This is a genomic window from Hyphomicrobiales bacterium (genome assembly GCA_039989895.1).
Lineage (GTDB): Bacteria > Pseudomonadota > Alphaproteobacteria > Rhizobiales > JACESI01 > JACESI01.
Genome location: JBDXGY010000003.1, coordinates 166,861 through 193,642 on the forward strand (window position 1 = coordinate 166,861; position 26,782 = coordinate 193,642).

Here is a 26,782-nt window from a genome sequence, read left to right on the forward strand (position 1 = left end):
GGTTTCAATGTATGAGTGGGTTTTAGTTGGTCATATTATATCTGTGATCTCGTGGATGGCAGGTATCTTTTATCTCCCAAGACTGTTTGTTTATCATGTAGATGCTGAATCTGGATCAGTACAATCTGAAACATTTAAAGTGATGGAACGCAGGCTTTTAAAAGCAATAATGACACCTGCAATGTTAGCAACATGGGGTTTTGGATTTTGGTTGATGATATTAGGTTCTCATCACATAACAGGCTGGTTCCATTCAAAACTATTCTTGGTTGTTTTAATGAGTGCTTTTCATATGTTTTGTGCAAAATGGCTTAAAGATTTTTCATCAGATAAGAATGTTCGTACAGCTCGATTTTTTCGTATTGTAAATGAAATACCGACGGTTTTGATGGTGTTTATTGTTATTTTAGTGGTTGTTAAGCCATTTTAAATAGCGAAGGGTTTGCTTCATAGATTTGTTTTAATCATGTTTTTACTTGTATTTTAGGGTTCTATGGGTTAGCGGATAAGTCCTTCCTTTCAATGCTCAGTTCTCCTAGCCCCTTCTTATTGTGAATTGCCCTGCTTTGGTTCTGACGTTTCCTAAAATATAAAATGGATTATCTCTTATGCTCGAGATGAAACTACAAGATTTAAAAAAGAAATCTCCAACAGAACTCCTTAGTTTTGCGGAAGAACATAAAGTTGAAAATGCAAGCATCATGCGCAAGCAAGAATTGATGTTCGCTATTTTAAAAGAGCTGGCTGAACGTGATGTTGAAATCATCGGGCAGGGTGTTGTTGAGGTTCTTTTAGATGGTTTTGGTTTTTTACGATCCCCGGATGCCAATTATTTGCCAGGACCAGATGATATTTATGTATCTCCTTCACAAATTCGCAAATTTTCTCTACGCACGGGAGATACGGTTGAGGGTGAAATAAGAAGCCCAAAAGAGGGTGAGCGGTATTTTGCACTTTTAAAAGTTAATACGATTAATTTCGAAGACCCGGAAGCAGCTCGACATAAAGTTCATTTTGATAATTTAACACCGCTTTATCCTGAAGAGCGCTTGAAGATGGAAGTGGCGGATCCAACCGTCAAAGATCTTTCTGCTCGAGTGATTGATATTGCAGCTCCTTTAGGTAAAGGACAACGGGGTCTAATTACCGCTCCGCCACGTACAGGTAAAACTGTGTTTTTGCAAAATGTTGCAAAATCGATAACTGCTAACCATCCAGAATGCTATTTGATTGTCCTTTTGATTGATGAGCGTCCTGAAGAAGTTACCGATATGCAGCGTACAGTAAAAGGTGAGGTTGTTTCCTCAACCTTTGATGAACCTGCAGTACGCCATGTACAGGTTGCTGAAATGGTGATTGAGAAAGCAAAACGACTGGTTGAACATGGCCGTGATGTTGTAATCTTACTGGATTCTATAACGAGATTAGGTCGTGCATATAATACGGTGGTGCCATCTTCTGGTAAGGTTTTGACCGGCGGTGTTGATGCCAATGCATTACAAAGACCAAAAAGATTTTTTGGTGCGGCTCGTAATATTGAAGAAGGCGGATCGCTGACGATTATCGCGACGGCATTGATTGAAACGGGTAGCCGCATGGACGAGGTTATCTTTGAAGAATTCAAAGGGACTGGTAACTCTGAGATTATCCTTGATCGTAAAGCCTCTGATAGGCGAATTTTCCCTGCTATTGATATTCAGCGCTCTGGCACACGTAAAGAAGAGCTTTTGATCGACAAGGATCAACTGAAGAAAATTTATGTTCTGCGTAGGATTTTGAATCCAATGGGCTCTGTGGATGCTGTTGAATTCCTGATCGATAAATTGAAACAGACTAAAGACAATGATGAGTTCTTTGAATCAATGAATACCTAGCATTTGATTCGGCTACGAAATTATTGGCATTTAATAGTTTAACTTGCTGCTGATACTAATGAGTTGATGAATTATGCTTGGCGCGACTTCCAATTAAGAGGGCGTTTTCATGATAAAGATGCGTGATGATACAATTTATGCGCTCTCATCGGGTTTGCTTCCTTCAGGTGTCGCGATAATCCGTATTTCTGGCCCACAATGTCGATTCGTTATCGAAACAATATGCAAATCTGAACTAGAGCCTCGCCAAGCACGCTATGTCTCCTTTTGCGATCCGCAAGATGGTTCAATTATGGATGACGGCTTGGTTTTATGGTTTCCTGGGCCCTCAAGTTTTACTGGCGAAGATGTTCTCGAGTTGCACTGTCATGGTGGCAGGGCGGTCGTTGATACAATTTTGCGAGCGTTAAGTAGCCTTGATGGATTGCGTATGGCTGAGCGCGGTGAATTCACAAGGCAAGCGTTTCAAAATAACAAAATGGATTTCGTCGGCGTTGAGGGTCTAGCTGATCTCATCGCAGCTGAAACACAAATGCAGCGTAAGCTAGCTCAACTACAAACGAGAGGCGATGTTAGTTTAATTTATGACGGTTGGCGCAGTCGATTGATTAGAGCAAGAGCATTGATAGAGGCTGAACTAGATTTTCCTGATGAGGAGGATGTGCCGGGATCTGTCTCTGATCAGGTTTGGCTGGAAGTCAAAGGGCTCATTGATGAAATGAAAGCTGCTCTCCAACATGTAGAGGTGGCTGAGCGTATTCGCGAGGGTATTTCAGTTGTCTTGGCTGGCGCTCCTAATGCTGGGAAATCCAGTCTTTTAAACGCATTAGCCGGGCGGGATGTTGCGATTGTTAGTTCTCAGGCTGGCACGACGCGGGATGTAATTGAAGTGCATCTAGATCTAAAAGGTGTACCGGTAAGGCTTTGGGATACGGCGGGTCTTCGGGATAGCCATGATGAAGTTGAATCTATGGGTATAAAAAAAGCGACTGAACGTATTGATGAGGCAGACATTATTCTTTTTCTTGATGATATAAATGAAACTGAATCGAGCTCGCTCAATAATGAAAAATCTGATGCCACGATAAAGCTTGGAACAAAAAGTGATTTAGCCAGTGATGATGAACTTAATTCGATTCGACAACGATATGATGTTTTGATTTCTACTAAAACGGGTGCAGGAATTGATATACTCATAGAAACTCTTGCAGGTATGGCAAAAGAGCTTGTTTGTGATGTAGATTCTCTTATTGCCATTAGGTCTCGTCATCGCGAAGCGATAGTTGGCGCTTTAGATTATATTGAAGAAAGCCTATCTGACAAAAAAGTTTTAGAATTGCGAGCCGAAGATTTGCGATTAGGAGCTGATGTTCTTGGGCGGGTGACTGGGCGTATTGATGTTGAAGATATGCTTGATGTCGTCTTTCGAGAATTTTGTATTGGTAAATAGTGTTTGAGTGTTTCACGTGAAACATTGCTCAAAACACGTCGCTGACATCTGTTCTTTTGAGGCAGTATAAGTCGCTTTAAGCTTCTGAATGAATGTATTTCTTGCTGTTCTATGTGTGATGGCTTAGATAAATCTAAGTTTAGATATAGGCAAGATTGTTATGGATCGACTTTTTGATGTTGTTGTTATTGGTGGTGGGCATGCTGGCTGCGAGGCTGCTGCTGCTGCTGCGCGCTATGGGGCTAATACTGCGCTTGTAACACATAAGATCGATACAATCGGCGTGATGTCTTGTAATCCGGCAATAGGTGGATTGGGTAAAGGACATCTTGTGCGCGAAATAGATGCGCTTGATGGGCTTATGGGTCGGGTTATTGATCAATCAGGTATTCAGTTTCGAGTTTTAAATCGCAGAAAAGGACCAGCAGTTCGTGGTCCGCGTGCGCAGGCTGACCGTGAACTTTATCGGAATGCTATGCGCCGTGAGCTTGAAGATTTAGACGGTTTAACACTTATTGAGGGTGAAGCCCAAGATTTTGATATTACTGAAGAGGAGATACAGTCCGTTCTTCTTGGTGATGGAAGTGTGCTGAAGACGGGTAGCGTTGTTTTAACAACGGGTACTTTTTTGCGAGGTCTTATCCATATAGGGTCAAAAAAAATCCCTGCTGGTCGCGTTGGCGATAAGCCGTCGATAGCACTCTCAGACACTTTAATGGGTGTTGGCTTTTCTCTTGGGCGCTTGAAAACTGGTACGCCGGCGCGTCTCGATGGCAAAACTATAAATTGGGGTATTTTAGAAAGTCAGGAGGCGGATAATCCACCTGTTCCGTTTTCTTTTTTAAACAATGAAATTACCGTGCCGCAAATTGCTTGTCATATTACGCATACAACAAAAGAAACCCATAAGATTGTTGCGGATAATATTGGTCAATCTGCGATGTACTCCGGACAGATTGATGGAGTAGGGCCGCGTTATTGCCCTTCTATAGAAGATAAGATTGTTCGTTTTAAAGATAGAGACCGCCACCAAATTTTTCTTGAGCCAGAAGGTTTGAATGATGACACGGTTTATCCAAACGGAATATCAACATCGTTGCCTGAAGATGTGCAAGATGCCTTTATAAGAACAATTCCAGGACTGGAGAATGTTCGTATTTTGCAACCTGGTTATGCAATTGAATATGATTATGTTGACCCAAGAGAACTTAAGCCTTCATTGGAGACAAAGAAGATCAAAGGATTATTCCTTGCTGGTCAGATTAATGGAACCACTGGTTATGAAGAAGCGGGTGCACAAGGTTTGATGGCGGGTCTTAATGCCGCGCGACGGTCAGGCGATGCGGATGCTGCTATTTTGTCCCGATCAGAAGCCTATATTGGGGTTTTGATTGATGATCTTGTTACAAAAGGGATTAGTGAACCTTATCGTATGTTTACATCGCGCGCTGAATATCGGTTATCGCTTCGATCAGATAATGCGGACCAAAGATTGACACCACTAGGTATCCGATTCGGATGCGTCACGAATGAACGCAATAAAGCCTTTGCATCTAAAAAAGCTGAACTGGATCGTTTAATCAATCTTGCTAAGTCGATTATCACGACACCCAATGAGGCGAGGAAAAAGGGACTTCCCCTTAATCAGGATGGCGTTAAGAGGTCGCTATTTGATTTGTTATCTTATCCAGATATTGCTGTTTCGGATATTCAAGAACATTGGCCTGAAATTATACACGATGATCCAGCTCTCTTAGAGCAACTGGGCATAGAAGCTAAATATGCTGTTTATCTGGATCGTCAAAAAGCAGATATTGCTGCTTTGGTAAGGGATGAGGCTGTTATATTGCCTGATAATATAGATTATCAGGCAATTGAAGGGCTTTCAAACGAGATGAAACAAAAGCTTGATGCCATAAAGCCAGCGACGATTGCGCAGGCTGGTCGGATTGACGGTGTGACACCCGCAGCTCTTGGTATACTGCTTGCCTATCTACGTCGCAACGCGCTTGCAGCTTAGTATGAGTAATAGTGATAGTGCGCTTGGTCTTTCTATCCTTCGGGATGAATTAAATGTTTCTGATGATTGCTTAGAAAAACTGAAAGCTTATGTGTCGCTTTTGATTAAGTGGCAAAAAGTCCAAAATCTTGTTTCACGTGAAACAATTGACTCCATTTGGCTTAGACATATTTGTGATAGCGCAAGGCTTTCAATGATTGTTCAAGAGCCTGCTCGATGGCTTGATTTGGGCAGCGGCGCTGGACTTCCTGGCTTGGTGACGGCTATTTTGCAATCTGGATCGGCTGGAGAGAGCTTCGAGCCTTGTGTTCATTTGGTCGAGAGCAATACGAGAAAAGCTTCTTTCTTGCGTAGTGTCATTAGGGAGGCAGAGCTTCATGCCAAGGTTTATAATGAGCGCATAGAGGTTGCCGTTCAGCGAGAAGAAATCTCAGCAACGCATATCTCCGCGCGTGCTCTTGCTTCATTGGATAGCCTTCTTGCTTTATCAAAGCCTCAAACTGACCGTGGCGCGCGCTGTTATTTTCATAAAGGTCGGGATATCGATGCCGAGATTGAAGAAGCAGCTAACAACTGGGATTTTAATTTGGTAAAACATTCTGTATGGGCCTCTAAGCAGGCTCCATCAGACGGCATTATTTTAGAAGTTAGCAATATCAATAGTAAGCTTGCTCAAGGTGAGCGATGAAGGAGTCGGGTTATGTCGACGAAAGTCAAAAGCCCCCGTGTTATCACGGTTGCAAATCAAAAGGGGGGTGTGGGTAAAACCACAACGGCTATTAATCTTGGAACGGCTTTGGCTGCTATTGGTGAGCGGGTTTTGATTGTTGATTTGGATCCTCAAGGTAACGCCAGCACAGGTGTTGGGGTTGATCGTGCGTCTCGTAAGTTGTCGACATATCATGTTCTTATTGGTGAAAATGCGCTTTCTGACATTGTTGTGCAAACAGATGTGCCTCGTTTGAGTGTTGCGCCATCAACTCTTGATTTGCTGGGTGCTGAGATGGAGATAGCGGATCGTGAAGATCGTGCTTACCGTATTCGTGATAGTATTCGTAGCGGTGTCGTTGATAATGAAGCTGTGGCTTTTGATTATATATTGATCGATTGTCCTCCCTCGCTAAATTTGCTGACCATTAATGCAATGGCGGCATCAGATTCTATTTTGGTTCCACTTCAGTGTGAGTTTTTTGCGCTTGAAGGTTTGAGTCAGCTTTTAACGACTGTTGAGCAGGTAAAGCAGTCTGTAAATCCAGATCTTTCTATTCATGGCATCGTTTTGACGATGTATGACAGTCGTAATAATCTTTCTGGCCAGGTAATGGCGGATGTTCGCGATTATATGGGTGATACGGTTTATAAAACTGTCATACCGCGTAATGTTCGGGTTTCTGAGGCGCCGTCTTATGGTAAGCCGGCTTTGCTTTATGATTTTAAATGTTCAGGAAGTCAGGCTTATTTGAAGCTTGCTTCGGAGGTGATTCAGCGCGAACGTGTTTTGCGGGCGGCTTAGTATTAAAGATAGGACTGATGGCATGGCGGATGCTGAACAGAGAAAAGATTCGGGACAGAAACGATTAGGGCGTGGGCTTGCAGCTCTTATTGGTGAGATCCATACAGAGGAAGCTGGTGCGCTAGAGGCAGCACGTAATCAGCGCCGGGTGCCTATTGAATTTTTGGCGCCAAACCCTAACAACCCTCGTAAGGCCTTTGCCCAGGAGGATCTTCGCGATCTTTCATCATCCATTAAAGAGCGCGGTATTTTTCAGCCAATCATTGTTCGCCCTGATCCATCCGGTGAGCAAAATAAATATGAAATTATTGCAGGTGAGCGCCGTTGGCGTGCGGCTCAAATGGCCGGGCTGCACGAAATCCCCGTACTTATCCACAAAGTTTCCGACAAGGAATCTCTTGAGATTGCCATTATTGAAAATGTTCAGCGTGCAGATCTCAATGCCATTGAGGAGGCGCTTGGTTATGATCAATTGGCGCAAGAGTATAATTATAGTCAGGCAGAGCTCGCGGATGTGATCGGTAAAAGCCGATCGCATGTAGCTAATATGGTGCGTTTATTGAAACTTCCGTCTTCTGTCAGAAGTTACATTGCTGAGGGTAAATTGACAGCGGGGCATGCGCGGACATTGATCACAGCAAAGGACCCTGAAGTTCTTGCTGAGCAAATTGTTCAAGGCGGATTAACAGTGCGGAATGCTGAAGCTCTGTCGGCGACATCTGCGGGACGGCAACCTGCAGGTAGTGCTAAGCCTGAAAAAGATGCCGATACGCGTGCACTTGAAGAGCGACTTACCAATCATTTGGGGCTTATTGTCTCTGTTGACGGTAAAGGGAGCGGTGAGCGCGGCGAAGTTCGTATTCGCTACAAAACGCTTGAACAGCTTGATGAAATTATCAAACTTTTACAGGCTTAGTTGTAATTTCTTCTGCGTTTATTGCGTGCGGCATTTTGACCAAGTTTCATCAACACGCTATGAATGATTGTGTCCGCTAGCTGTGGCTTGAGGCGCGTTTCTTTTATGGCTGTTAAGAGATGATCTTGTGCTCGAACTATGTCTTCTGGGCCCCATAAATTAAGCTGTGTTGTGATAATAGCTTTGCGTTTGAAGTGAATTGGCGGGCGTGCACGGTCTATGATGTCACGTATTTGACTGTCATTTGTAAGTTGATAGCGCAGCAATTGGAGCATCGTTAAATGTCGTTGTAATGTATGCGCTGTTTGGAATGCGGCTGTACCCATGGTTAGGCTGCGATTAAAATTAGTCAGGGCTTCTTTCGTGTTGCCGCTCATAGTGAGATCGATGGTTGTATCGCTGAGAGACGCGGCAGCATCACCAATAAGCTCTTCAACATCGTTCAAAGTGATTTCAGTTCTTCCATGGGCGTAAAGGGTGAGTTTGCGAAGTTCATTGCGGGTGGTTTGTCTATTTTCCCCAATGAGCGAAAGCAGCATTTCTCTTGCTTCATTAGATATTTTTAAATTGGCCTTTGCCAGTTCATCTTGTATGAGCGTTTGAAGACTTCGTGTGTCGTCTGCGTAACACGGAATTGTCATGGCTTTTTTGGATTTTTCAATTAAAGAGCGCACAGGATTTGTTTTCTTCAAATCACCAGCTTCAATGATAAGTGTGGTAGTATCTGAGGGCGCCTCAAGAACTGCTTTTACGGATTTGGTGATAATTCTATTGCTATTCAGTCTTAGTCGTATGACACGATCGCCACCAAAGAGAGCTATAGCAGATGCTTCGTCGGCTAGTTTCCCTGGATCATTAGCGATTTCATCAGAGTCAAAAGATTGAAGGGCAAAGGGATCATCATTGCCTTCTAGTTTCTTTTTTATCAATGTCGTGCAGTGTTCTGATACCAAGCCTTGATCAGGTCCATAGACGAGGATGACTGGGCTATATTGATTTGGATTATTTATGTATTGATCAATATCTCTTGCCTTGAGCTGCAAAATAAATCCTCGATATTAAAGCGATTTTTCAATGGCAATCGCTAGAGCTTGACGTATTCGAAGGGCTGCAGCTTTTGCGGCTCGTATTTCTGCGTCACGTTCGGAGCGGATGTTTGTAAATTCCTGGTCAACTCGGTCATAGCTTGCTGTTCCTTGTTGTGAACCTTGGGCAAGCGGTGCGGCCTTGCGGACATCGCGCAATACATATTTAGATGAGATGGTAACGAAGAAAGCGCGCGGTCCAAAGTCAACATCACTGATACCAATTGAGCGGACGGATTTACTGCTACTCAGACTAAGCGTATAGGGCAGGTCACCCGTTCTTTTTGAGCCACCAGCGATAGCAAATTGAAGTTCATTACGCACCAGTTGATCAAAACGGGTTTTAGGGTCATCAATTTCAATAGATCGTAAGACAGCCGGAATGGAATCAGTGTCCACAGTTGCTTGTGGGCTAGTAGAATGTAAGGCCTGTATCTGACACGAAGCCATAAATATGCATAGAAATACGCATAAAATACTCGCTGTAGGGTTGGCAATCTTCGGCATGCTTATCCTCATTTTGCTGTGGATTTTCCTATATAACCACATTTACTATGCGTTTTGGTACAACAATAAGTTTGCGGGGCTGTTTTCCATCTAAAGCTTTTTGTACAGGATCAAGTTTAAGCACGGCTGCTTCTACTTCTTGTTGGCTGGCATCAGCAGCAATCGTAATATCTGCGCGTTTTTTGCCATTGATTTGAATCGGTAACGTAATGGTGCTTTCAACGAGTAGATCAGGGGAATACAAGGGCCAGTCGCTGAGTGCCAGTGGGGTATCATTACCTAGCAAAGCCCAGCACTCTTCAGCTAGATGGGGTATCATAGGGGCGATGATGGAGGCGAGAAAACTGAGCGCCTCACCATATACGCTGATCATATCAGCCGAAGATTCTTTAGTGAGTTTCTCTTTGGCCAGAAGGTTCACAAGTTCATAAACTCGTGCAACTGCGCGGTTGAAGCCCAGTTTTTCAATATCACCTTCAACTAAATGAACTGCTTTATGTGCAGCTTTGCGAATATTAAGTGCACTGCTTCCGATTGATTCGGGTACGAAACTTTTTTCAAAACCATGAGATTGATAGTCAGCAAATAAACGATAAATACGTTGAATAAATCGGAACGCACCTTCTGCACCAGATGCGGTCCATTCTAGATCACGCTCAGGCGGTGTGTCTGAAAGCATAAACCAGCGGGCGGTATCAGCTCCATAGGTTTCCAAAATGTCTGTAGGATCCACTGTATTGCGTTTCGATTTGGACATTTTTTCGATGCCACCAATTGCAACTTCCTCACCTGTTTCAAGGTCAAAGGCTTTGCGTTTTCCGTCATTTTCTTCAAACCGCAGATCAGTTGGATTCTTCCAGCCTCCATCAAGAGCTTTGTAGGTTTCGTGGGTTACCATTCCCTGTGTAAACAGGCCTTTGAATGGTTCATCTGTGTTCAAATGTCCTGCGACACTCATTGCTCTTGCGAAAAAACGAGAATAAAGCAGATGCAATATCGCGTGTTCGATGCCGCCAATATATTGATCTACAGGGAGCCAAGCATCCGCGATTTCTGGTGTGGTGGGAGTGTTGGCTTTGGGATCGGTGAAACGGGCAAAATACCATGACGAATCAACAAATGTATCCATGGTGTCTGTTTCACGTTTCGCCATCTTGCCGCATGAAGGGCAAGCAACTTTACCCCAGCTTTCATGGCGATCGAGTGGGTTTCCTGGCTTGTCGAATGTCACATCATCAGGAAGCTTCACGGGCAAATCATCTGATTTAACAGGCACGGCACCACACTCATCACAATGTATGATTGGGATCGGGCACCCCCAATAGCGTTGACGTGAAATGCCCCAGTCGCGAAGGCGGTAGTTGATTTGGCGCTTTGCTATCGGTTCGCCATTAAGCATTGTGCCTTCAAGCTTTGCTGCGACTGCTTCTTTTGCCTGTGCAACTGTTAGCCCATCAAGGAAGTCTGAATTATAAAGTAGGCCGTCATTCGTGTTGGCCTCGGTATCGATTGAAAATGTTGCGGCATCTTCTCCATGCGGCAGGACTACAGGTTTAACGGGGAGATCATAAGCACGGGCAAAATCGAGATCGCGTTGGTCATGGGCAGGACAACCAAAAACAGCACCAGTGCCATATCCCATGAGGACAAAATTCGCCACATAGATTGGCAGTTTGTGCCCCTCAATGAATGGGTGAGCAACACTGTATCCTGTTGCATAGCCTTTCTTCTCAGCAGTTTCGACAGCCGCAAGGCTTGTTCCCATACGCTGGCATTCGTCTATGAAGTCACTAAGTTCTTGATTTAATTTAGCTAATTCAGCAGCGAGAGGATGTTGTGCTGAAATTGCCATGAAGCTTGCACCAAACAATGTGTCTGGTCTTGTGGTAAAGACTTCTAGTGTTTTTGAGCTCTCAGGGGCTTGGCCAGCAAATTCAAAATGCAGACGCAGTCCTTCAGATTTTCCAATCCAGTTGCGCTGCATGAGGCGTACTTTTTCAGGCCAATCTTCTAGTGTGTCTAATTTTTCTAGCAGATCTTCACTAAAGTCAGTGATTTTGAAAAACCATTGCGTTAAATCGCGCTGTTCCACAGGTGCGCCAGAGCGCCAACCGCAGCCATCGATAACTTGCTCATTAGCAAGCACGGTGTGATCAACAGGGTCCCAATTTACTTTAGATTCTTTTCTATAAATCAAATCCTTAGCGAGGAAGTCGAGAAACATTTGTTGTTGGCGGTGATAATAATCAACATCGCAAGTGGCAAACTCTCGAGACCAATCAAGAGATAGTCCCATGACCTTGAGCTGATCGCGCATGGTTGCGATATTCTGATAGGTCCATTCTTTTGGATGGGAATTGTTTTGCATTGCCGCGTTTTCAGCGGGCATTCCAAAGGCATCCCAGCCCATAGGATGGAGAACGCTGAATCCCTTAGCGCGTTTATAGCGCGCAACCACATCGCCCATCGTATAATTGCGTACATGGCCCATATGAATGCGACCCGATGGATAGGGAAACATCTCCAGCACATAGTATTTTGGTCGTGAATCGTTGTTATCGGTTTCGAAAATTTTCTTTTCAGACCAATATGATTGCCAGCGAGGTTCCGCATCACGTGGATTGTAGCGTTCAGGTGCCATTTGTTTTAGGACTATACTTTCAAACAGGTGGAATAGAATAATTGGTGTGACACTCACCAGAAAATGTGAAGTTGGTCAACCTTATTGGCTATTGCTTTGCGACAGAATGATGCTGTTGGTCGTTGGTGATGCGGGTTTTGACTAAAGGAAGAGTAAAATGAGTGACGTTGACAAGAGACTGTTGAGCGTTCTTGACACAATAAAAGCTGAGTCATCGGGCGAGAAAGAAGTGACGCTCATTGCTGTTTCGAAAACATTTGAAGGCGATCATATCGAGCCGGCGCTGGTGGCAGGACATCGTCATTTTGGGGAGAATAGGGTTCAAGAAAGCCAGAAAAAATGGCCAGGCCTTAAGCAAAAATATCCTAATACTCGGCTGCATTTAATCGGGCCACTGCAATCAAATAAAGCAGCAGACGCGGTTGAACTTTTCGACGTCATTCACACAGTTGACCGTGAGAAAATTGCAAAAAACCTTGCGAGTGAAATGAAAAAACAAGATCGTATTCTGGATGTTTATATTCAGGTCAATACAGGGCAGGAACCTCAAAAGGCAGGTGTTTTACCCAAAGAAGCAGACGCCTTTATTGCTCGATGCATTGAGCATCACGGATTGAATGTGGTGGGGCTTATGTGTATTCCGCCCTTTGATGCAAACCCAGAGCCTCATTTTCAACTTTTATCTGAAATGGCGTCAAAACATGGTTTGGAAGAGTTATCGATGGGTATGTCTTGTGACTATCAACAAGCCATAAAAGCGGGTGCGACTTGCGTGCGCGTTGGCAGCGCGATCTTTGGTTCGCGCGCTAAACAGTAGAAATTGTGAATTAAATCACTGTTTGATGATGAAGCGCGTGTTCGAATTTGCACGTTCCAAAAACCTGAGCATGACATTCTTGTGAACGGCAACACAGCCTTCGGTTGGCCGATAATCTTTGTGTGCGAGGTGAAAAAATATAGCACTTCCCGCGCCACGCTTTCGTTGTGAAATATTGTAATCAAGCACAACCATCAAATCATAAAGGTGATCTTTACGCATAAGCCGTTCATGAGATGGGATATAGGGTAACCTGATCTTTCTATTATAGTTTTTGTCGTTAGGAGCATCACACCAGCCAAGATTCTTAACGATCGGATGGAGGGGTAAGCTTGTGTTGGGGCGGCTTATTCGGTCAGGTCGATAATAAGCTTCTATAACCTTGAAGCTCCCAATAGGGGTGCCGCCGTCTCCTTCGCGTTTGATGCTTTTGATGCCGCTACGACCAAGGGCGCAGGGTGCAATGATGGCGCTTGATCGCGTGCCCATCACAAAATTGCCATGTGAAAGTGATTTCCAGTTAGAGCTTATGTACACGATGTTCATAGCAATACCTCATATATCTGTGATAAGTGCAGTTTACCAGAGATGTGAAAAAGCTTAAAAGTCCTTTGTCGGATTTTGTCTCTTATAGTTTAAAATTATTCAGTTGAAGCTGAAATAGATATAAAAATAATAGAAAGTTTAAACATGACCGCTCGGAAAATTTTGATTGTTGATGATGATGCTGATCTTTGTGAGGCGCTTGTGGAGCAGCTTAGCCTTTATGAAGAATTTGATATTGAGCATCAGGAAAATGCGACAAAAGGTGTTAAATCAGCGAGGGATGGTCACTGCGATCTTTTAATTATGGATGTGGGCTTGCCTGATATGGATGGTCGTGAGGCTGTTAAGATATTGCGTAAAGGTGGCTTTAAAGCACCTATTATTATGCTAACCGGACATGACACTGATTCTGATACTATTTTGGGTCTTGAAGCTGGTGCTAATGATTATGTCACGAAGCCTTTCCGGTTTGCTGTGCTGCTTGCTCGAATTCGCGCACAATTGCGCCAGCATGAGCAAAGTGAAGATGCGACTTTCACGATTGGCCCCTATGTTTTTCGCCCCAGCGCCAAAGTTTTGTCAGATGAAACTGGCGCTAAAGTCCGCTTGACTGAAAAAGAAACCTCTATTTTGAAATATTTATACCGTGTTGGCGATAAACCAGTCACGCGAGATATTTTGCTTGAAGAGGTTTGGGGATATAATTCCGGCGTGACAACACATACACTGGAAACACATATTTATCGCCTTCGTCAAAAAATAGAGCGGGATCCCTCTAATGCAGAATTGCTTGTGACTGAAAGTGGTGGTTATAAGTTAAATCCATAATGGGCTGCGCGCTGCTTCGCTGCTTAGAATCAGCGCGCAATGAACAGGGGCTGCAATGAGCTTACCAGATGATATTGATCGCTTAAGGCGTGTTTCGTTTTTAAGTGTTCTTGATGATGAGTGTTTGCGGTTGATTGCGTTTAACGCTGAGCATGAATCACTGAGTGATGCGCAAACTGTTTTTTTTGACGGGGAACAAGCACTTGGCGCCTTACTCATTACTGGCGGTTCCTTATCGCAAATGGAACTTGTCAATGGTGAATTGAAAGAGCGCAGACGTTTAAAAGCTGGATCAATTGTTGATCCTTATGCTTTGATTTCAGACATTCGTCGCTCTTTTACAGCTAAAGCAGTTGGTGATTTGTCTTATATGCTGCTTGATCGCCCTACCTTTATGAAGGCGATGACTAATTATCCTGATCTCGCGCAACGGGTTCAAGATTATTTGTCTGATGATATTACGCGCGTTGCATCATCTCTATCTAATGTTGCTTCCCGATTGGACTATATTAATTGATTTAAACAAAGTTGTCGTAATTAGTCTTATTTCTAAAACTCAAATTCAGTCAATACAGGGGCGTGGTCTGAAGGTCTCTCCCAGCTTCTGGCATGTTTGAGAACCTTGGTTCTGGCGATTGTGCCATCAAGATGTTCTGTCGCCCAAATATGATCAAGCCTGCGGCCTTTATTCGCCGCTTCCCAATTGGGTGAGCGATAACTCCACCATGTAAAGAGTTCTTCTGGTTCTGGTATAAGAAGACGCTGCGTGTCTATCCAGCGTCCCTTGGCTCTCACTGCTTCAAGGCCCTCGGTCTCAATAGGTGTGTGACTGACGACTTTCAGCATTTTCTTGTGTGACCACACATCGCTTTCATAGGGCGCGATGTTGAGATCGCCAACAAGAATGGCGGGGCGGTTGGATTCTTCGCCGCCTATCCACTCATTCATTTCATTAAGAAACTTCATTTTATGGTCAAATTTAGGATTCTTATCGATGTCAGCTTCATCGCCACCAGCTGGAACATAAAAATTATGAATTCGGATGCCAGGACCGATTTTAAAATCCGTTGCTATATGACGTGCGTCGCCCATTTCGCAAAAATCACGCGAAAAGCTTTCAGTGAAAGGGTGCCGTGATACGGTAGCTACACCGTGGTAGCCTTTTTGGCCGTGTTTGGCGATGTTAGGATATCCAGCTTTTTTGAAGGCATTTTCTGGAAATTTGTCATTCGGACATTTGGTTTCTTGAAGGCACAAAACATCGGGTTCTTGTTCTAGCAAAAGTCTTTCCACCTGCGGCATCCGTAAACGCACAGAGTTTATATTCCAAGTGATAAGTTTGAAGGTGGTCATTGTGTGTCCCGACATAGAGTGCAATTTTCTGCGACACTATCGGAAAGGTTGAGGGCTTGCGATGGGGAATGATGGTTCTAAACAAAAAAGCCAGCGATTTATTCGCTGGCTTTTTGATTCTTGGTGTTTAATTTATCTGCCCGGATATTTGATTTTGAACAATTCAGATTTCAATTTGGTATTTTTCTTCGTATCTAAAAGTTGAACAGAGGTATCAAGACCTTGGGCGTCAGTTACAATCCATTGTTCCAGCGCATATGTGTCTTTGTGGAAGAAAAGGCGTAATTGGCTTTCATTGAAAGCTTCAGGATCTTCGATGATGACCACAATTGCATTGCCTAACAAGCCCACATTTTTGATGCCTTTGATTTTGTTTAAGTTAAGCTTTTTACGTAGAAGGTAACGCAGCGGTGTCTTTTTGATGGGCAATAGGTCTTGAGTTTCAAGCTTTGTATTAATAATAGCGACACTTTTTCCGTCTGCAATTATATCGATTGTTGCCGGTTTTTTATATTTGAAGCGGATTTTACCAGGTTTATTGAGATAAAAATCACCCTTGGCTGTATCCCCATTGGGGCCTGTTTGAATAAAATTACCTGCCAGCGTTTTATTGCTGTTCATTTTCTCAGATATATTTTTCAATACCCGCTTTTGGTTATCATCAAGTGCTGCATGAGCAATGGTGTTGAATGATGAGAGGATAATGAGTGTTGAGAGAGTGAGTAAGACAACGGTTAGTATCGTCCTTAGGCTTGCTTGACTCATATTATAGTGTGGTGAATGACGCTTGAGAATGCTCATATGATTTTTCCATTTGAAGTCATTATTGTGGGCTTGTTTTAAGCTCGTTTCGTGGCAAAACTCTGTCAGCCGTATCTTATATTAGAATGTTGTCGCTGACTGTATCATGAACATATGATTCGGATTAAACTTTGTTTGCTTTATTCAGAAAAATTGAAGTCGTCTTCCGGATCACTGCCCACGAGTATCTCACGTTTGCCCGCATGGTTGGCAGGCCCGACAACACCTTCTTCTTCCATGCGCTCAATGATGGTTGCGGCCCGATTATAGCCAATACCTAATCTGCGCTGGATGTAGCTTGTAGATGCTTTTTTGTCGCGCAAAACGATGGCTACTGCTTGATCGTAGGGATCGGAAGAATCAGTCACATTACCACTTCCATCATTTGATGATGTGCCTTCGTCTTCTTCAATGTCTTCAGTGACGGCGCCCAAATATTGAGGAATACCTTGATCTTTAAGGTGGTTGACGATCTCTTCTACCTCTTCATCGGATACGAAAGGACCATGAACTCGCTGGATACGACCGCCGCCTGCCATATAAAGCATATCACCCATACCAAGCAGTTGTTCCGCGCCTTGTTCTCCCAGAATAGTGCGACTGTCGATTTTTGATGTGACTTGAAAAGAGATGCGGGTTGGGAAGTTAGCTTTGATTGTACCGGTGATTACATCCACCGATGGGCGCTGTGTTGCCATGATTACATGGATGCCTGCAGCACGAGCCATTTGTGCCAAGCGTTGGACAGTGCCTTCAATATCTTTGCCTGCTACCATCATCAAGTCAGCCATCTCATCGATGAGAACAACGATATATGGTAGGGGCGATAGATCTAGTTCTTCGCGTTCATAAATTGCTTCACCAGTTTCTTGATCATAACCAGTTTGGATTGTGCGAACAATTGGCTCATTTTTTTCTACCGCTTGTTTTACGCGCGTGTTGAAACCATCAATATTACGCACACCGACTTTTGACATTTTGCGATAGCGATCTTCCATTTCCCGGACTGTCCATTTAAGGGCCACAACAGCTTTTTTGGGATCTGTCACAACAGGTGTTAAAAGATGTGGGATACCGTCATAGATCGAAAGTTCTAGCATTTTTGGATCGATCATAATCAATTTGCATTCTTCCGGAGTCATGCGGAACAAAAGCGATAAGATCATCGTGTTAATGGCAACCGATTTACCAGAGCCTGTTGTACCAGCCACGAGCAAATGTGGCATACCGGCAAGATCGGCAATGACGGGCTCGCCGCCAATCGTTTTACCAAGGCAGATAGGAAGTTTGCCCTTGTTAGTTTCAAATGTGTCAGAAGCAACGCTTTCATGAAAATAAACTGTTTCGCGTTTAGCATTTGGCAATTCAATACCGATTGCATTTTTACCGGGAATAACGGCGACCCGAGCGGCAATAGCGCTCATTGAGCGGGCTATATCGTCGGCAAGGCCGATAACACGGGATGATTTTATACCAGGCGCTGGTTCTAGTTCATAAAGGGTGACAACAGGACCTGGGCGCACATGGACAATTTCGCCTTTAACACCAAAATCATCTAATACGCCTTCAAGCAGTTGTGCATTTTGTGCCAGTGCTTCTTCTGATAGGCCATGTTGGCCTATATCATCTGGTGCTTCTGTTAAAAGATGCAGCGGTGGAAGTTCAAAGTCTGAAGGGTCTTTAATGCCCGGGAGATTTTTTTGTATTTGAGCAAGTGCCGCTTTACTAGGTTTTGGTTTTTCTGCGGGTGGTGAGACGCGTGTCGATGTTGACGGGTTGGCTATTTTTTCATGCTGTGGTGCTGCGATGCCTTGAGGTTGGGGCTGTGCTGTTTCTGGTGCGATTGGTGCGACAACTGCGGGCTCTTCATATTGTTTGTCCAAGTTTTCAGAACCATCTAGATATTCACCTAGTCCGTCATCGGCAACGGGCTCATCTATAAGTTTACGTTTGAGGGTCGAAAGAGCGGAAAGGGCACCTGATAAATGGCTTGAGTTTTTGCCATCATCCATCGTTAGATCGTGCTGGGGTACATGTTCACGCTGCATTTTTGTGCGTCTGCTAGCGAGTTGATGTTTTGCCTTAGCCCGCATTGAATAAGCTGTGTGGGTTACCGCCCCTAAAATCATAGGTAAAACGACAGCCTCTTTCGGCTTGTCTATTTTTTTATGATCCGCTTTGCTAATTTTGACCTCATGGGCTTCAACAATTTCTTTTTGCATTTTGGCAACATAAAAGGCTTTTGGGAATAAAAAAGGCACAGGCAAGGCTAGTAGTATGGCGAGTATGGGTGACAGATAACCTGAGAGGGCATCGCTGAAAAATAGGAATGGAATGGCGACGATGCCATTGCCAGTAATTCCACCTAAGCCGGTTGGCATGGGCCATGTTTCAGGAACTGGTAAACAGGCGGCAAAACCAGACGTTAGAAGTATGATGACAAAAAAGTATGTGATTTGTTTTAAACGTACTCTTCTAAGGCGTAGCCGAAACATTTGCCAACCCCAGATTGCGGGTAAAAGCGCTAAGATAACGCCAGCTATACCGAAGAATTGAAGCAAAATATCTGCGAGAGATGAGCCAATAAAGCCTAACAAATTACTACTGCTCTGGCTGGTTGCATGGGTGAGGCTTGGGTCTTCTACATTCCAGCTGGCGAGGGCGATACAGGTCAGCACACTTGCTATGATAATCAATAAGCCAATAATTTGGCAGCCAAGTTTGCTGAGAGAGTTTCCGCTGCTAAGCTTATGGGAAAGGTCATTAAAATTGGCGGTGTCTGTCATGATTGCCCAGTTTGCTTCAATGAATGAAAGATTTCACCGGAGTTTAAATGTTGGTGGTTAATCTCTTATTAAGCAAACTGGATTGTCGGTATAAATGTGAATTATTGTTTTAGGCAAAGAAAAACCCGGCTCGAAAGCCGGGTTTAATGGTTTCAATGAAATGCAGATTTATCTAGACATTCCAAATTCTGGATAGGCTTCTATACCAATTTCTGCTTTATCGAGTCCGACCATCTGATCTTCATCAGAAGCGCGAACGCCAATTGTAACCTTTAGGATTGTCCACAAAATGAATGAGGCAATAAAGGTGAATATACCATAAGAGATAATACCAATAATCTGAATACCGTAGCTTGCATCAGAGTTTGACAGTGGCACGATGAGTGTACCCCAAATACCTGCAAACAAGTGGACAGGGATGGCACCAACCACGTCATCGATTTTTAGTTTATCGAGAAGAGGTACAGCGAAGACAACGATAACACCACCAACGCCACCGATAAGGATTGCCAGCAACGGTGTTGGATTAAGAGGTTCGGCTGTGATCGATACGAGGCCTGCAAGAGCGCCATTGAGCGCCATTGTGACATCAATCTTTTTATACAAAAGTTGTGTCAGGATGATTGTTGCAACAACACCACCGGCAGCAGCGAGATTTGTATTGGCAAAGATGCGAGATACATCTGATACATCACCAATTGAACCCATAGCGAGCTGTGATGCGCCGTTGAAACCAAACCAACCGAGCCAAAGAATGAATGTTCCAAGGGTTGCTAGCGGAATTGAAGAACCAGGCATTACTGTGATAGATCCGTCTTTTCCATATTTGCCATAACGAGCGCCAATAACGATGGCACCAGCAAGAGCAGCCCAACCACCAACAGAGTGGACGATTGTTGAACCAGCAAAATCAGAGAAGCCCATATCTGCAAGCCAGCCGCCGCCCCACTGCCATGAGCCAGTGATTGGGTAGAAGACACCTGTTAGAATGGCTGTAAAGATGAAGAATGGCCAAATTTTAACACGTTCAGCTACGGTGCCTGAAACGATGGATGCGGTTGCTGCCACGAAAACCATCTGGAAGAACCAGTCAGATGCCGTTGAGTAGCCTGTGTCGAGGGCGTTGCCACCGACAGCATCCCAGCCATAGGCGCCTGGATTGCCAACAAAATTAGGCAAGAAGCTGCCATCGACATTATTGTACATAAGATTATAGCCGATAATCCAGAACATAATGCCGGCGATTGAGTAAAGGCCGATATTTTTCAGGCATTGCATTGAGACGTTTTTAGAACGCACAAGCCCAGCTTCCAACATGGCAAAGCCTGCGGCCATGAACATGACCAGAAAGCCACCGATTAGGAATAAAAGAGTGTTGAAGATATAGGCCACTTCAGGGTGAACCGCTGGCGCATCTTGTGCCAGTGCAGGTGCTGCGACACTGCTGAGCACAAAGGCAAGAGGTAAGGCCTTAGCACGAGAGAATAAGAGTTTCATTTTGATTTCCTTGATATACTGAAATACTAAAAGATGTGAGGTTGTTAAAGTGCCTCACCACCAGTTTCGCCGGTACGAATACGAACAGCTGTTTCGAGATTGTAGACAAAGATTTTGCCATCGCCGATTTGACCTGTTTGAGCAGATGAAGAGATCGTTTCCACGACCTTATCTACTAAGTCATCACTGACAGCGACTTCGACCTTGATCTTTGGCAGGAAACTTACCGCATATTCTGTTCCGCGATATATTTCTGTATGCCCCTTTTGGCGCCCATAACCTTTAACTTCACTAACTGTCAAACCTTGAACGCCGATCCCAGTGAGCGCTTCGCGCACGTCATCGAGTTTGAATGGTTTAACAATGGCCATAATGATTTTCATTTGACTATCCTGTTTATCTCGCAGACACGAAGATATCTTCTAACTGCGGTTTCCCCCGTTGGGTGTTACAAATCCGGTATTAAATTGTCCGAATCTCTAAATTGATTACAAGGATTGTGCCAGTTTTGAGAAAAAAGATAAGTTATTGTATTAACTGAATATTTATACATCATGGCAAGATGCTATAAACGCCACGTCACATATTTGTTTAATAATTGTGCAGCTATAAAAAAGATGATTAAATTTTAGCCAGATGTGATTTCGGGATCTTGCTGTGTTGTAAAACTGCGTATATTTTCCTCGCCTTCCCGACGGCGAATGAGTCCTTCTTGGGCAACGGAGGCAATTAATGTGCCTGAACGGGTATAGAGGGAACCACGTGTGAAGCCCCGCGCTCCTGAAGCGCTTGGGCTGTCCTGGGTGTATAAAATCCAATCTGAAAAATCGGCTTTGCGATGGAACCACATGGCGTGATCGAGGCTTGCTACTTGTAATTGTTGGTCGAAAATACTGGTGCCATGGGCATATAGTGATGTGTCCAGTAATGTCATATCTGAAAAATAAGCCAAGACGGCAGAACTGCGGAGCTGGTCATCAGGGACAGGGCTTGTTGTGCGTATCCAGATATGTTGGGCAGGTTCAAGCTTTTTGTTTGAGATATAATGTTCAAGTGATACGGGCCTCACCTCAATAGGGCGTGGACGGCTCCAGTAGTCTTTGACGTTTTGGGGCGCGAAAGCCAAATATTTTTCTTTGAGCTCTGCCTCATTTGGTAGATCTTCCGGCTGTGGAATATCCGGCATGTCAATTTGATGGTCATATCCGTCTTCAGCAATTTGAAAAGAGGCGGAAAGGGAGAAGATAGGTTTGCCGTGTTGGATTGCGACCACGCGTCTGGTTGTGAAGCTTCGGCCATCACGAATTTTATCGACATCATAAATGATTGGAACCTTGGGGTCCCCCGGTCGCATAAAATAACAATGTAAGGAATGAACGCTGCGATCTTTAACCGTGCGAGAGGCTGCAACAAGCGCTTGCCCGATTACTTGACCGCCAAAAACCCGCTGCCATCCGACATTCGGGCTTTTGCCACGAAAAAGATTGTGTTCAAGGGTTTCAAGATTGAGAATTTCCAACAGATCATCAACACCATAGGACAAATCATTCTCTCCTTAAATTTGGGTTAGATAAGGAAATAGCAATATTGACCTAGAGGTCAAGGCCAGGGGCTAAGGCCAGAGGTTAAAGAATGAGTTTGTCGTTGAAGTTCTCCATTTTAGAGACAAAGATTGTCCCCAGTGTAGGTTAGCTTTATATAAGTGAGACAAGCAGATTAAGTTTAAAAGGCTTTTTGATGGAACAATTTGATATCGTAATTGCAGGTGGTGGCTATGTGGGGCTTTCCTCGGCTTTGGCCATCAAATCAGCCGCACCGCATCTGTCAGTTTTATTGGCTGATCCAGCTCCACCGCTATCTGAGCGCAAGGGTGTTGATATGCGGGCGTCAGCAATTGCACTTGCAGCACAAAAAATGCTCGATCAATTGGGGGTTTGGGAAAAATTGATCCCTCATGCCCAGCCAATCAACGATATGGTGATTACAGATTCTAAAACGGGTGATGCTGTGCGCCCTGTTTATCTGACTTTTGCTGAAGCTGTTGAGGAGGGCAGGCCTTTCGCTCATATGGTGCCGAATGGCGCGATGGTTGGAGCGATTGAAGCGCGCGCGCGTGAGCTTGGTGTTGATATTCGCTATGGTGATAGTGTTTTGGATTTTGAAGAAAAGCCCGCGCATATGAATATTTGGTTGAGGTCGGGTGGCGAAGTCAGTACGAAACTTCTTGTTGGTGCTGATGGTGTAAAATCTGGCTTACGCTCCATAGCAGGCATCAAAACGGTGCACTGGGATTATGGCCAATCTGGCATTGTGACGACTGTAAAACATGAAAAGCCACACAATGGACAAGCGGTTGAGCATTTTTTGCCAGCCGGTCCTTTTGCGATTTTGCCCCTGACAGAAAACCGTTCATCGTTGGTATGGACGGAACGCACAAGCGATGCGGCGAAGATGGTTGCGGGGGATGATTTTGTATTTGATCTGGAGCTGGAGCGTCGGTTTGGTCATCACCTGGGGGCGCTTGAGGTCATTGGCGGTAGGCGGGCCTATCCTTTGAGTTTGACGCTTGCTAAGAATTTTGTGAAATCTCGTTTCGCGCTTGTGGGCGATGCTGCCCACGGTATTCATCCCATCGCGGGCCAAGGTTTGAATCTCGGTTTTAGAGATGTGGCCGCCCTTGCGCAGACGATTGTAGAAGCGGATCGTTTGGGGCAGGATTTTGGGACGGAAGATGTATTGGAGCGCTATGAGCAATGGCGCCGGTTTGATACATGGTTGATGGGTTTTACCACGGATGTTTTAAATCGACTGTTTTCTAATCGAAGTGATGCCTTGCGGTTGATGCGCACCATTGGACTTGGTGTGGTCGATCGCCTCCCACGCGTAAAATCTTATTTTATCTCACAGGCGGCGGGTACCTCGCTGCCGAACCAGCCAAAACTTCTCGTCGGGGAAGCCATATAACATTGATTAATGGTTTAACTGTCGGCTTTGGCCCATAGAAGCAAATCAGCTTCTAGTTCATTGAGGGCCTCAAGCAGAATTTTGGGGTCGCCCGCGCCTTGGGCAAGAACAATCGCCCCTTGCCAGCGGGTTATGGCTGTTCGGGCGTGACGAATGGCCTTGCGGTCGCCGCTCTTATTTAGAACTTGGCTGATCCAACCGATTAATGTGTCAAAGACTTCATTTGTTTTCTCGGCAGCTTTTGGCACGTTTGGTGAAAAATCCCGAATGGCATTAGCGATAGGACATCCGCGCTGTGCACGTGGCACTGCGCTTTCTTTGAGCAGCGAGATAAAGGCGCGCAATTTTTCTGCTGGGGTATTAAAAGTGATATCAATATTACTCAGTGATTGCAGAGAAGATTCAAGGAAAATATCTGCGACACCTTCTGCAATGGCGGTTTTTGTCTTAAAATAATAATAGATATTGCCAACAGGCACTTGAGAACGCTCTGCTATGTCAGCAAGAGAGGTTGCGGCATAGCCATCTATCCAGAAAGCTTCGGCAGCAGCATCAAGGAGGCGTTCGCGTTTATCAGATTTTCTCGCCATTTTTATTATCCCAGTGTCCTTCAAATATAAGGTCTTCTAGCTGCAGTCTTTTTCCCCAACCTTTTACTTCTAACTCTGGTTTTGTGTAGAGTTCACTGACAAGCCCTATACATAAATAAGCAATGATTGAGACATGTTTGGGGATGTGGAGTAGGTCTTTCATTTCTTCTTCATGGAAGATACTGACCCATCCTACACCAACGCCTTCTGCGCGCGCTGCAAGCCATAAGTTTTGGACAGCACAGACGGTTGAATAGAGGTCCATATCATTTTGATGGGTGCGACCTAGAACCACATCGCCGCCGCGTGTGCGGTCACAGGTTATACAGATGTTCAAAGGGGCTTTTAAAATGCCTTCAAGTTTGAGGCTGGAGTAAAGCTTCTTTTTCTCATTTGTGAATTGTTCTTCAGCCTCAAGGTTTGCTTTTTCAAACAACTGATGCGCTGCGCGCCTTTCGTCTAGTGTTCGCAATAGAATAAAATTCCACGGCTGCATCAGGCCAACGGAAGGGGCTGCATGGGCTGCTTTTAAAATGCGGGTGAGGACATCTTGGGGTATAGGGTCGGGCAGGAATTCATTGCGTACATCGCGTCGTGTTTCAATGGCCCGATAAACAGCGGCACGTTCATCCGATGAAAAGGCGCCAGCTGGTGCTATTATTTGGCTTGGAGGAGTCACTCGTTATCATCCAGTGTCCGCGCTTCATCCGGCAACATGATGGGGATACCATCACGGATTGGATAGGCAAGTTTTGCAGAATGGCTAATCAGTTCCTGTTCAACGCATTTATATTCAAGCGTTCCTTTTGTTAAAGGGCAGACAAGAATTTCCAATAGCTTGCGATCAATGAAAGGTGTTTTCGTCTTTGATATATCAGTCATGATCGGCTTTCGTGATTTCAGGTGAAACTATTGGAGGATCGCGTTGCCATTAGTATCTTGTTGGGCAAGCGACATTTCAGTAATGGCAATGAGAGTCTCTGCGCGTATCTTGAGATTGTTCGCTTCTAGTAAGGCCTGTTTTTCTGCGGCACCATAAGGGCTCATCATAGAAAGCGCATTAACAAGAATATGCGTTTGCGTCTCTTCAATGCTTTCCCAATCAGCTTCTAAATTGTTGACATCAAGATAAGACCTAAACGTTTTCAATAATCCATCACGATCAACGTCATCTCCGCTTTTGTCAGTTTGGAGATCATTTTGATAGGGTCTCCAGTCTGCAAGGATTTGTCGATAGGGTGTGGTGACTTTAAGTTCGCGCTGGACTGTGAAGCGTGAAATTCCAATTAGGGAGATAAGATAGCGATTATCTCCTGTCTCGCTTAATGAAACAATACGTCCTGCGCAGCCTACTTTACACAGTCCGCTGTCTTCCGCTTTATCATCATTAAGCGATGGCTGAACCATCCCGATCACGCGATCACCAGCTATTGCAGCATCGATCATTGCCAGATAGCGGGGTTCGAAAATATTTAATGGCATTTGTCCATGAGGAAGTAATAAAGCACCGGTCAGGGGGAAAATAGGTATAGATGTTGGAAGGTCATCGATGCCTTCGTAGTTTCTATTGCCAGTCATCATTTCCATTATCCCTTTATCGTGGCCCGCATATTTGTTTGAAAGCTTGCATTCTTTGCACGGGTTTACGAAAACATCAAAGAAGACAGCTTCCTGCGTGATGTGCTTGTTGCTGGTTCTTTTGGTCCCCAAGCTTCGAAAAAAGTCAAAAGCTCTTTTCGAGCACTCTCATCATTCCAAGTACGGTCACGACGAAAAATTTCAAGTAGGGCATCGGCGGCTTCTTGACGATGACCCGCTGCATTAAGAGAAATTGCAAGATCAAATCGTGCTTGATGATCATTTTCATTATTGGTGACTTTATCCCTTAGAGTGTCGATTTCACCAGTATCTTCGGCTTTTTTCAAAAGCATTAATTGTGCAACAACTGTTTTGATCGCGGGGTTTTCCAGACTTTCTTCCGGGATCATATCTAGAATTTTCTCTGCTTGTTCTTTGTCGCCAAGGCCAAGGGCGCAGCGCGCCAGACCTGAAAGGGCGGCTAAATTTGTTCTATCCATTTGCAAAACGGCACTGAAATGGCCAGCTGCCGCATTAAAGTCATCTGTCTCGAGCAGTTTTTCACCTTCTGCCAGATGTAGATCTTCCTGCGATGGTCCGGCGGGTTCTGCAATTTTGTCGATGAATTCTTTAATTTGTGTTTCCGGTATGGCGCCCATAAAACCATCAACGGGTCGACCATCCTTGAATGCCACGACCGCTGGAACTGACTTAACGCCCATTTGGTTTGAAATTTCTGGATAGTCGTCAATGTTCATTTTGACCAGTTTGACCCGCCCGCCGGCTTCATTGACTGCTTTTTCGATAATGGGGGTTAATTGTTTACATGGCCCACACCACGGGGCCCAGAAATCGACCATGACTGGCTGTTTGTTTGATTCTTCAATCACATCAACAACAAAGGTATCTGTTGTTGTGTCTTTAATCAGGTTGTCGCCCGCACTATTTATTGGTCCGGTGCCATATTGCATGAATTCGCTCATTCCTGATCTCCGTTAGTTTAGACTTTGCCAGTA

26 protein-coding genes are annotated in these 26,782 nt (G+C 44.5%); 11 read left to right on the forward strand and 15 right to left on the reverse strand.

The window, feature by feature from the left end; translation table 11 throughout:
• The first annotated feature begins 7 nt into the window (after positions 1-7).
• From hemJ to ABJ081_03185, 7 genes are all read left to right on the forward strand, one after another.
• Complete coding sequence (gene hemJ, locus ABJ081_03155; protein ID MEP6355657.1) at positions 8-430, forward strand: protoporphyrinogen oxidase HemJ; 423 nt, start codon at positions 8-10, stop codon at positions 428-430.
• A 178-nt stretch (positions 431-608) separates the two neighbouring features.
• On the forward strand, positions 609-1,874 hold the full coding sequence (gene rho / locus ABJ081_03160; GenBank protein MEP6355658.1) for a transcription termination factor Rho: 1,266 nt from the start codon (positions 609-611) through the stop codon (positions 1,872-1,874).
• A 109-nt stretch (positions 1,875-1,983) separates the two neighbouring features.
• Positions 1,984-3,324, forward strand: a complete 1,341-nt coding sequence (gene mnmE, locus ABJ081_03165; protein MEP6355659.1) for a tRNA uridine-5-carboxymethylaminomethyl(34) synthesis GTPase MnmE — start codon at positions 1,984-1,986, stop codon at positions 3,322-3,324.
• Positions 3,325-3,484: 160 nt separating this feature from the next.
• Positions 3,485-5,344: a tRNA uridine-5-carboxymethylaminomethyl(34) synthesis enzyme MnmG gene (mnmG, locus tag ABJ081_03170; GenBank protein MEP6355660.1), complete on the forward strand. Its 1,860-nt coding sequence runs from the start codon at positions 3,485-3,487 to the stop codon at positions 5,342-5,344.
• A 1-nt stretch (position 5,345) separates the two neighbouring features.
• Positions 5,346-6,032 (forward strand): 16S rRNA (guanine(527)-N(7))-methyltransferase RsmG, encoded by a 687-nt coding sequence (rsmG, locus tag ABJ081_03175; GenBank protein ID MEP6355661.1) that lies wholly within the window; start codon positions 5,346-5,348, stop codon positions 6,030-6,032.
• 12 nt (positions 6,033-6,044) lie between these two features.
• Complete coding sequence (locus ABJ081_03180) at positions 6,045-6,857, forward strand: ParA family protein (GenBank protein MEP6355662.1); 813 nt, start codon at positions 6,045-6,047, stop codon at positions 6,855-6,857.
• A gap of 22 nt (positions 6,858-6,879) precedes the next feature.
• Positions 6,880-7,773, forward strand: coding sequence for a ParB/RepB/Spo0J family partition protein (locus ABJ081_03185; GenBank protein MEP6355663.1), 894 nt, complete (start codon positions 6,880-6,882; stop codon positions 7,771-7,773).
• Here ABJ081_03185 and holA read toward each other — a convergent pair.
• Genes holA through leuS form a run of 3 tightly spaced genes read right to left on the reverse strand, consistent with a single transcriptional unit; the run spans position 7,770 to position 12,006 of the window.
• A complete protein-coding gene (holA, locus tag ABJ081_03190; GenBank protein ID MEP6355664.1) occupies positions 7,770-8,816 on the reverse strand; it encodes a DNA polymerase III subunit delta in 1,047 nt (348 codons plus the stop codon). The genes ABJ081_03185 and holA overlap by 4 nt on opposite strands.
• 15 nt (positions 8,817-8,831) lie before the next feature.
• Entirely contained in the window at positions 8,832-9,365 is a 534-nt protein-coding gene (gene lptE / locus ABJ081_03195; protein MEP6355665.1) for an LPS assembly lipoprotein LptE, read from the reverse strand.
• A gap of 28 nt (positions 9,366-9,393) precedes the next feature.
• On the reverse strand, positions 9,394-12,006 hold the full coding sequence (leuS, locus tag ABJ081_03200; GenBank protein ID MEP6355666.1) for a leucine--tRNA ligase: 2,613 nt from the start codon (positions 12,004-12,006) through the stop codon (positions 9,394-9,396).
• Between the two features lie 157 nt (positions 12,007-12,163).
• On the opposite strand from leuS, the gene ABJ081_03205 reads away from it, so the two are divergent.
• The gene (locus ABJ081_03205) at positions 12,164-12,823 is read left to right on the forward strand and encodes a YggS family pyridoxal phosphate-dependent enzyme (GenBank protein ID MEP6355667.1); all 660 of its coding nucleotides are present in this window, start codon (positions 12,164-12,166) and stop codon (positions 12,821-12,823) included.
• 15 nt (positions 12,824-12,838) lie between these two features.
• Here the strand turns inward: ABJ081_03205 and ABJ081_03210 are convergent, their stop codons facing one another.
• Complete coding sequence (locus ABJ081_03210; protein ID MEP6355668.1) at positions 12,839-13,369, reverse strand: L,D-transpeptidase family protein; 531 nt, start codon at positions 13,367-13,369, stop codon at positions 12,839-12,841.
• A 144-nt stretch (positions 13,370-13,513) separates the two neighbouring features.
• Here ABJ081_03210 and ABJ081_03215 point away from each other — a divergent pair, with 144 nt between their 5' ends.
• A complete protein-coding gene (locus tag ABJ081_03215; protein MEP6355669.1) occupies positions 13,514-14,197 on the forward strand; it encodes a response regulator transcription factor in 684 nt (227 codons plus the stop codon).
• A 55-nt stretch (positions 14,198-14,252) separates the two neighbouring features.
• Positions 14,253-14,714 carry a cyclic nucleotide-binding domain-containing protein gene (locus ABJ081_03220; GenBank protein ID MEP6355670.1) on the forward strand — a complete coding sequence of 154 codons (462 nt, stop codon included), beginning with the start codon at positions 14,253-14,255 and terminating at the stop codon, positions 14,712-14,714.
• Positions 14,715-14,746: 32 nt separating this feature from the next.
• Here ABJ081_03220 and xth read toward each other — a convergent pair whose 3' ends face one another.
• The 6 genes from xth to tesB form a co-directional block, all read right to left on the reverse strand.
• On the reverse strand, positions 14,747-15,550 hold the full coding sequence (gene xth / locus ABJ081_03225; protein ID MEP6355671.1) for an exodeoxyribonuclease III: 804 nt from the start codon (positions 15,548-15,550) through the stop codon (positions 14,747-14,749).
• Between the two features lie 132 nt (positions 15,551-15,682).
• A complete protein-coding gene (locus ABJ081_03230) occupies positions 15,683-16,351 on the reverse strand; it encodes an outer-membrane lipoprotein carrier protein LolA (protein ID MEP6355672.1) in 669 nt (222 codons plus the stop codon).
• A gap of 140 nt (positions 16,352-16,491) precedes the next feature.
• Positions 16,492-19,137, reverse strand: a complete 2,646-nt coding sequence (locus tag ABJ081_03235) for a DNA translocase FtsK (protein ID MEP6355673.1) — start codon at positions 19,135-19,137, stop codon at positions 16,492-16,494.
• Positions 19,138-19,305: 168 nt separating this feature from the next.
• Entirely contained in the window at positions 19,306-20,634 is a 1,329-nt protein-coding gene (locus ABJ081_03240) for an ammonium transporter (protein ID MEP6355674.1), read from the reverse strand.
• Positions 20,635-20,678: 44 nt separating this feature from the next.
• A complete protein-coding gene (locus ABJ081_03245) occupies positions 20,679-21,017 on the reverse strand; it encodes a P-II family nitrogen regulator (protein ID MEP6355675.1) in 339 nt (112 codons plus the stop codon).
• A gap of 245 nt (positions 21,018-21,262) precedes the next feature.
• Entirely contained in the window at positions 21,263-22,177 is a 915-nt protein-coding gene (gene tesB / locus ABJ081_03250; GenBank protein MEP6355676.1) for an acyl-CoA thioesterase II, read from the reverse strand.
• 194 nt (positions 22,178-22,371) lie between these two features.
• Between tesB and ABJ081_03255 the strand changes: the two genes are divergently transcribed.
• On the forward strand, positions 22,372-23,598 hold the full coding sequence (locus ABJ081_03255) for a ubiquinone biosynthesis hydroxylase (protein ID MEP6355677.1): 1,227 nt from the start codon (positions 22,372-22,374) through the stop codon (positions 23,596-23,598).
• Between the two features lie 14 nt (positions 23,599-23,612).
• On the opposite strand, the gene ABJ081_03260 is transcribed toward ABJ081_03255, so the two are convergent.
• From ABJ081_03260 to trxA, 5 genes are all read right to left on the reverse strand, one after another.
• A complete protein-coding gene (locus tag ABJ081_03260; GenBank protein MEP6355678.1) occupies positions 23,613-24,188 on the reverse strand; it encodes a TetR/AcrR family transcriptional regulator in 576 nt (191 codons plus the stop codon).
• A complete protein-coding gene (bluB, locus tag ABJ081_03265; protein MEP6355679.1) occupies positions 24,172-24,867 on the reverse strand; it encodes a 5,6-dimethylbenzimidazole synthase in 696 nt (231 codons plus the stop codon). The genes ABJ081_03260 and bluB overlap by 17 nt, the downstream gene beginning before the upstream one ends.
• On the reverse strand, positions 24,864-25,070 hold the full coding sequence (locus ABJ081_03270; GenBank protein ID MEP6355680.1) for a Trm112 family protein: 207 nt from the start codon (positions 25,068-25,070) through the stop codon (positions 24,864-24,866). The genes bluB and ABJ081_03270 overlap by 4 nt, the downstream gene beginning before the upstream one ends.
• 27 nt (positions 25,071-25,097) lie before the next feature.
• Positions 25,098-25,769 carry an LON peptidase substrate-binding domain-containing protein gene (locus ABJ081_03275; protein ID MEP6355681.1) on the reverse strand — a complete coding sequence of 224 codons (672 nt, stop codon included), beginning with the start codon at positions 25,767-25,769 and terminating at the stop codon, positions 25,098-25,100.
• Between the two features lie 62 nt (positions 25,770-25,831).
• Positions 25,832-26,749, reverse strand: a complete 918-nt coding sequence (trxA, locus tag ABJ081_03280) for a thioredoxin (protein MEP6355682.1) — start codon at positions 26,747-26,749, stop codon at positions 25,832-25,834.
• Positions 26,750-26,782 lie beyond the last annotated feature (33 nt).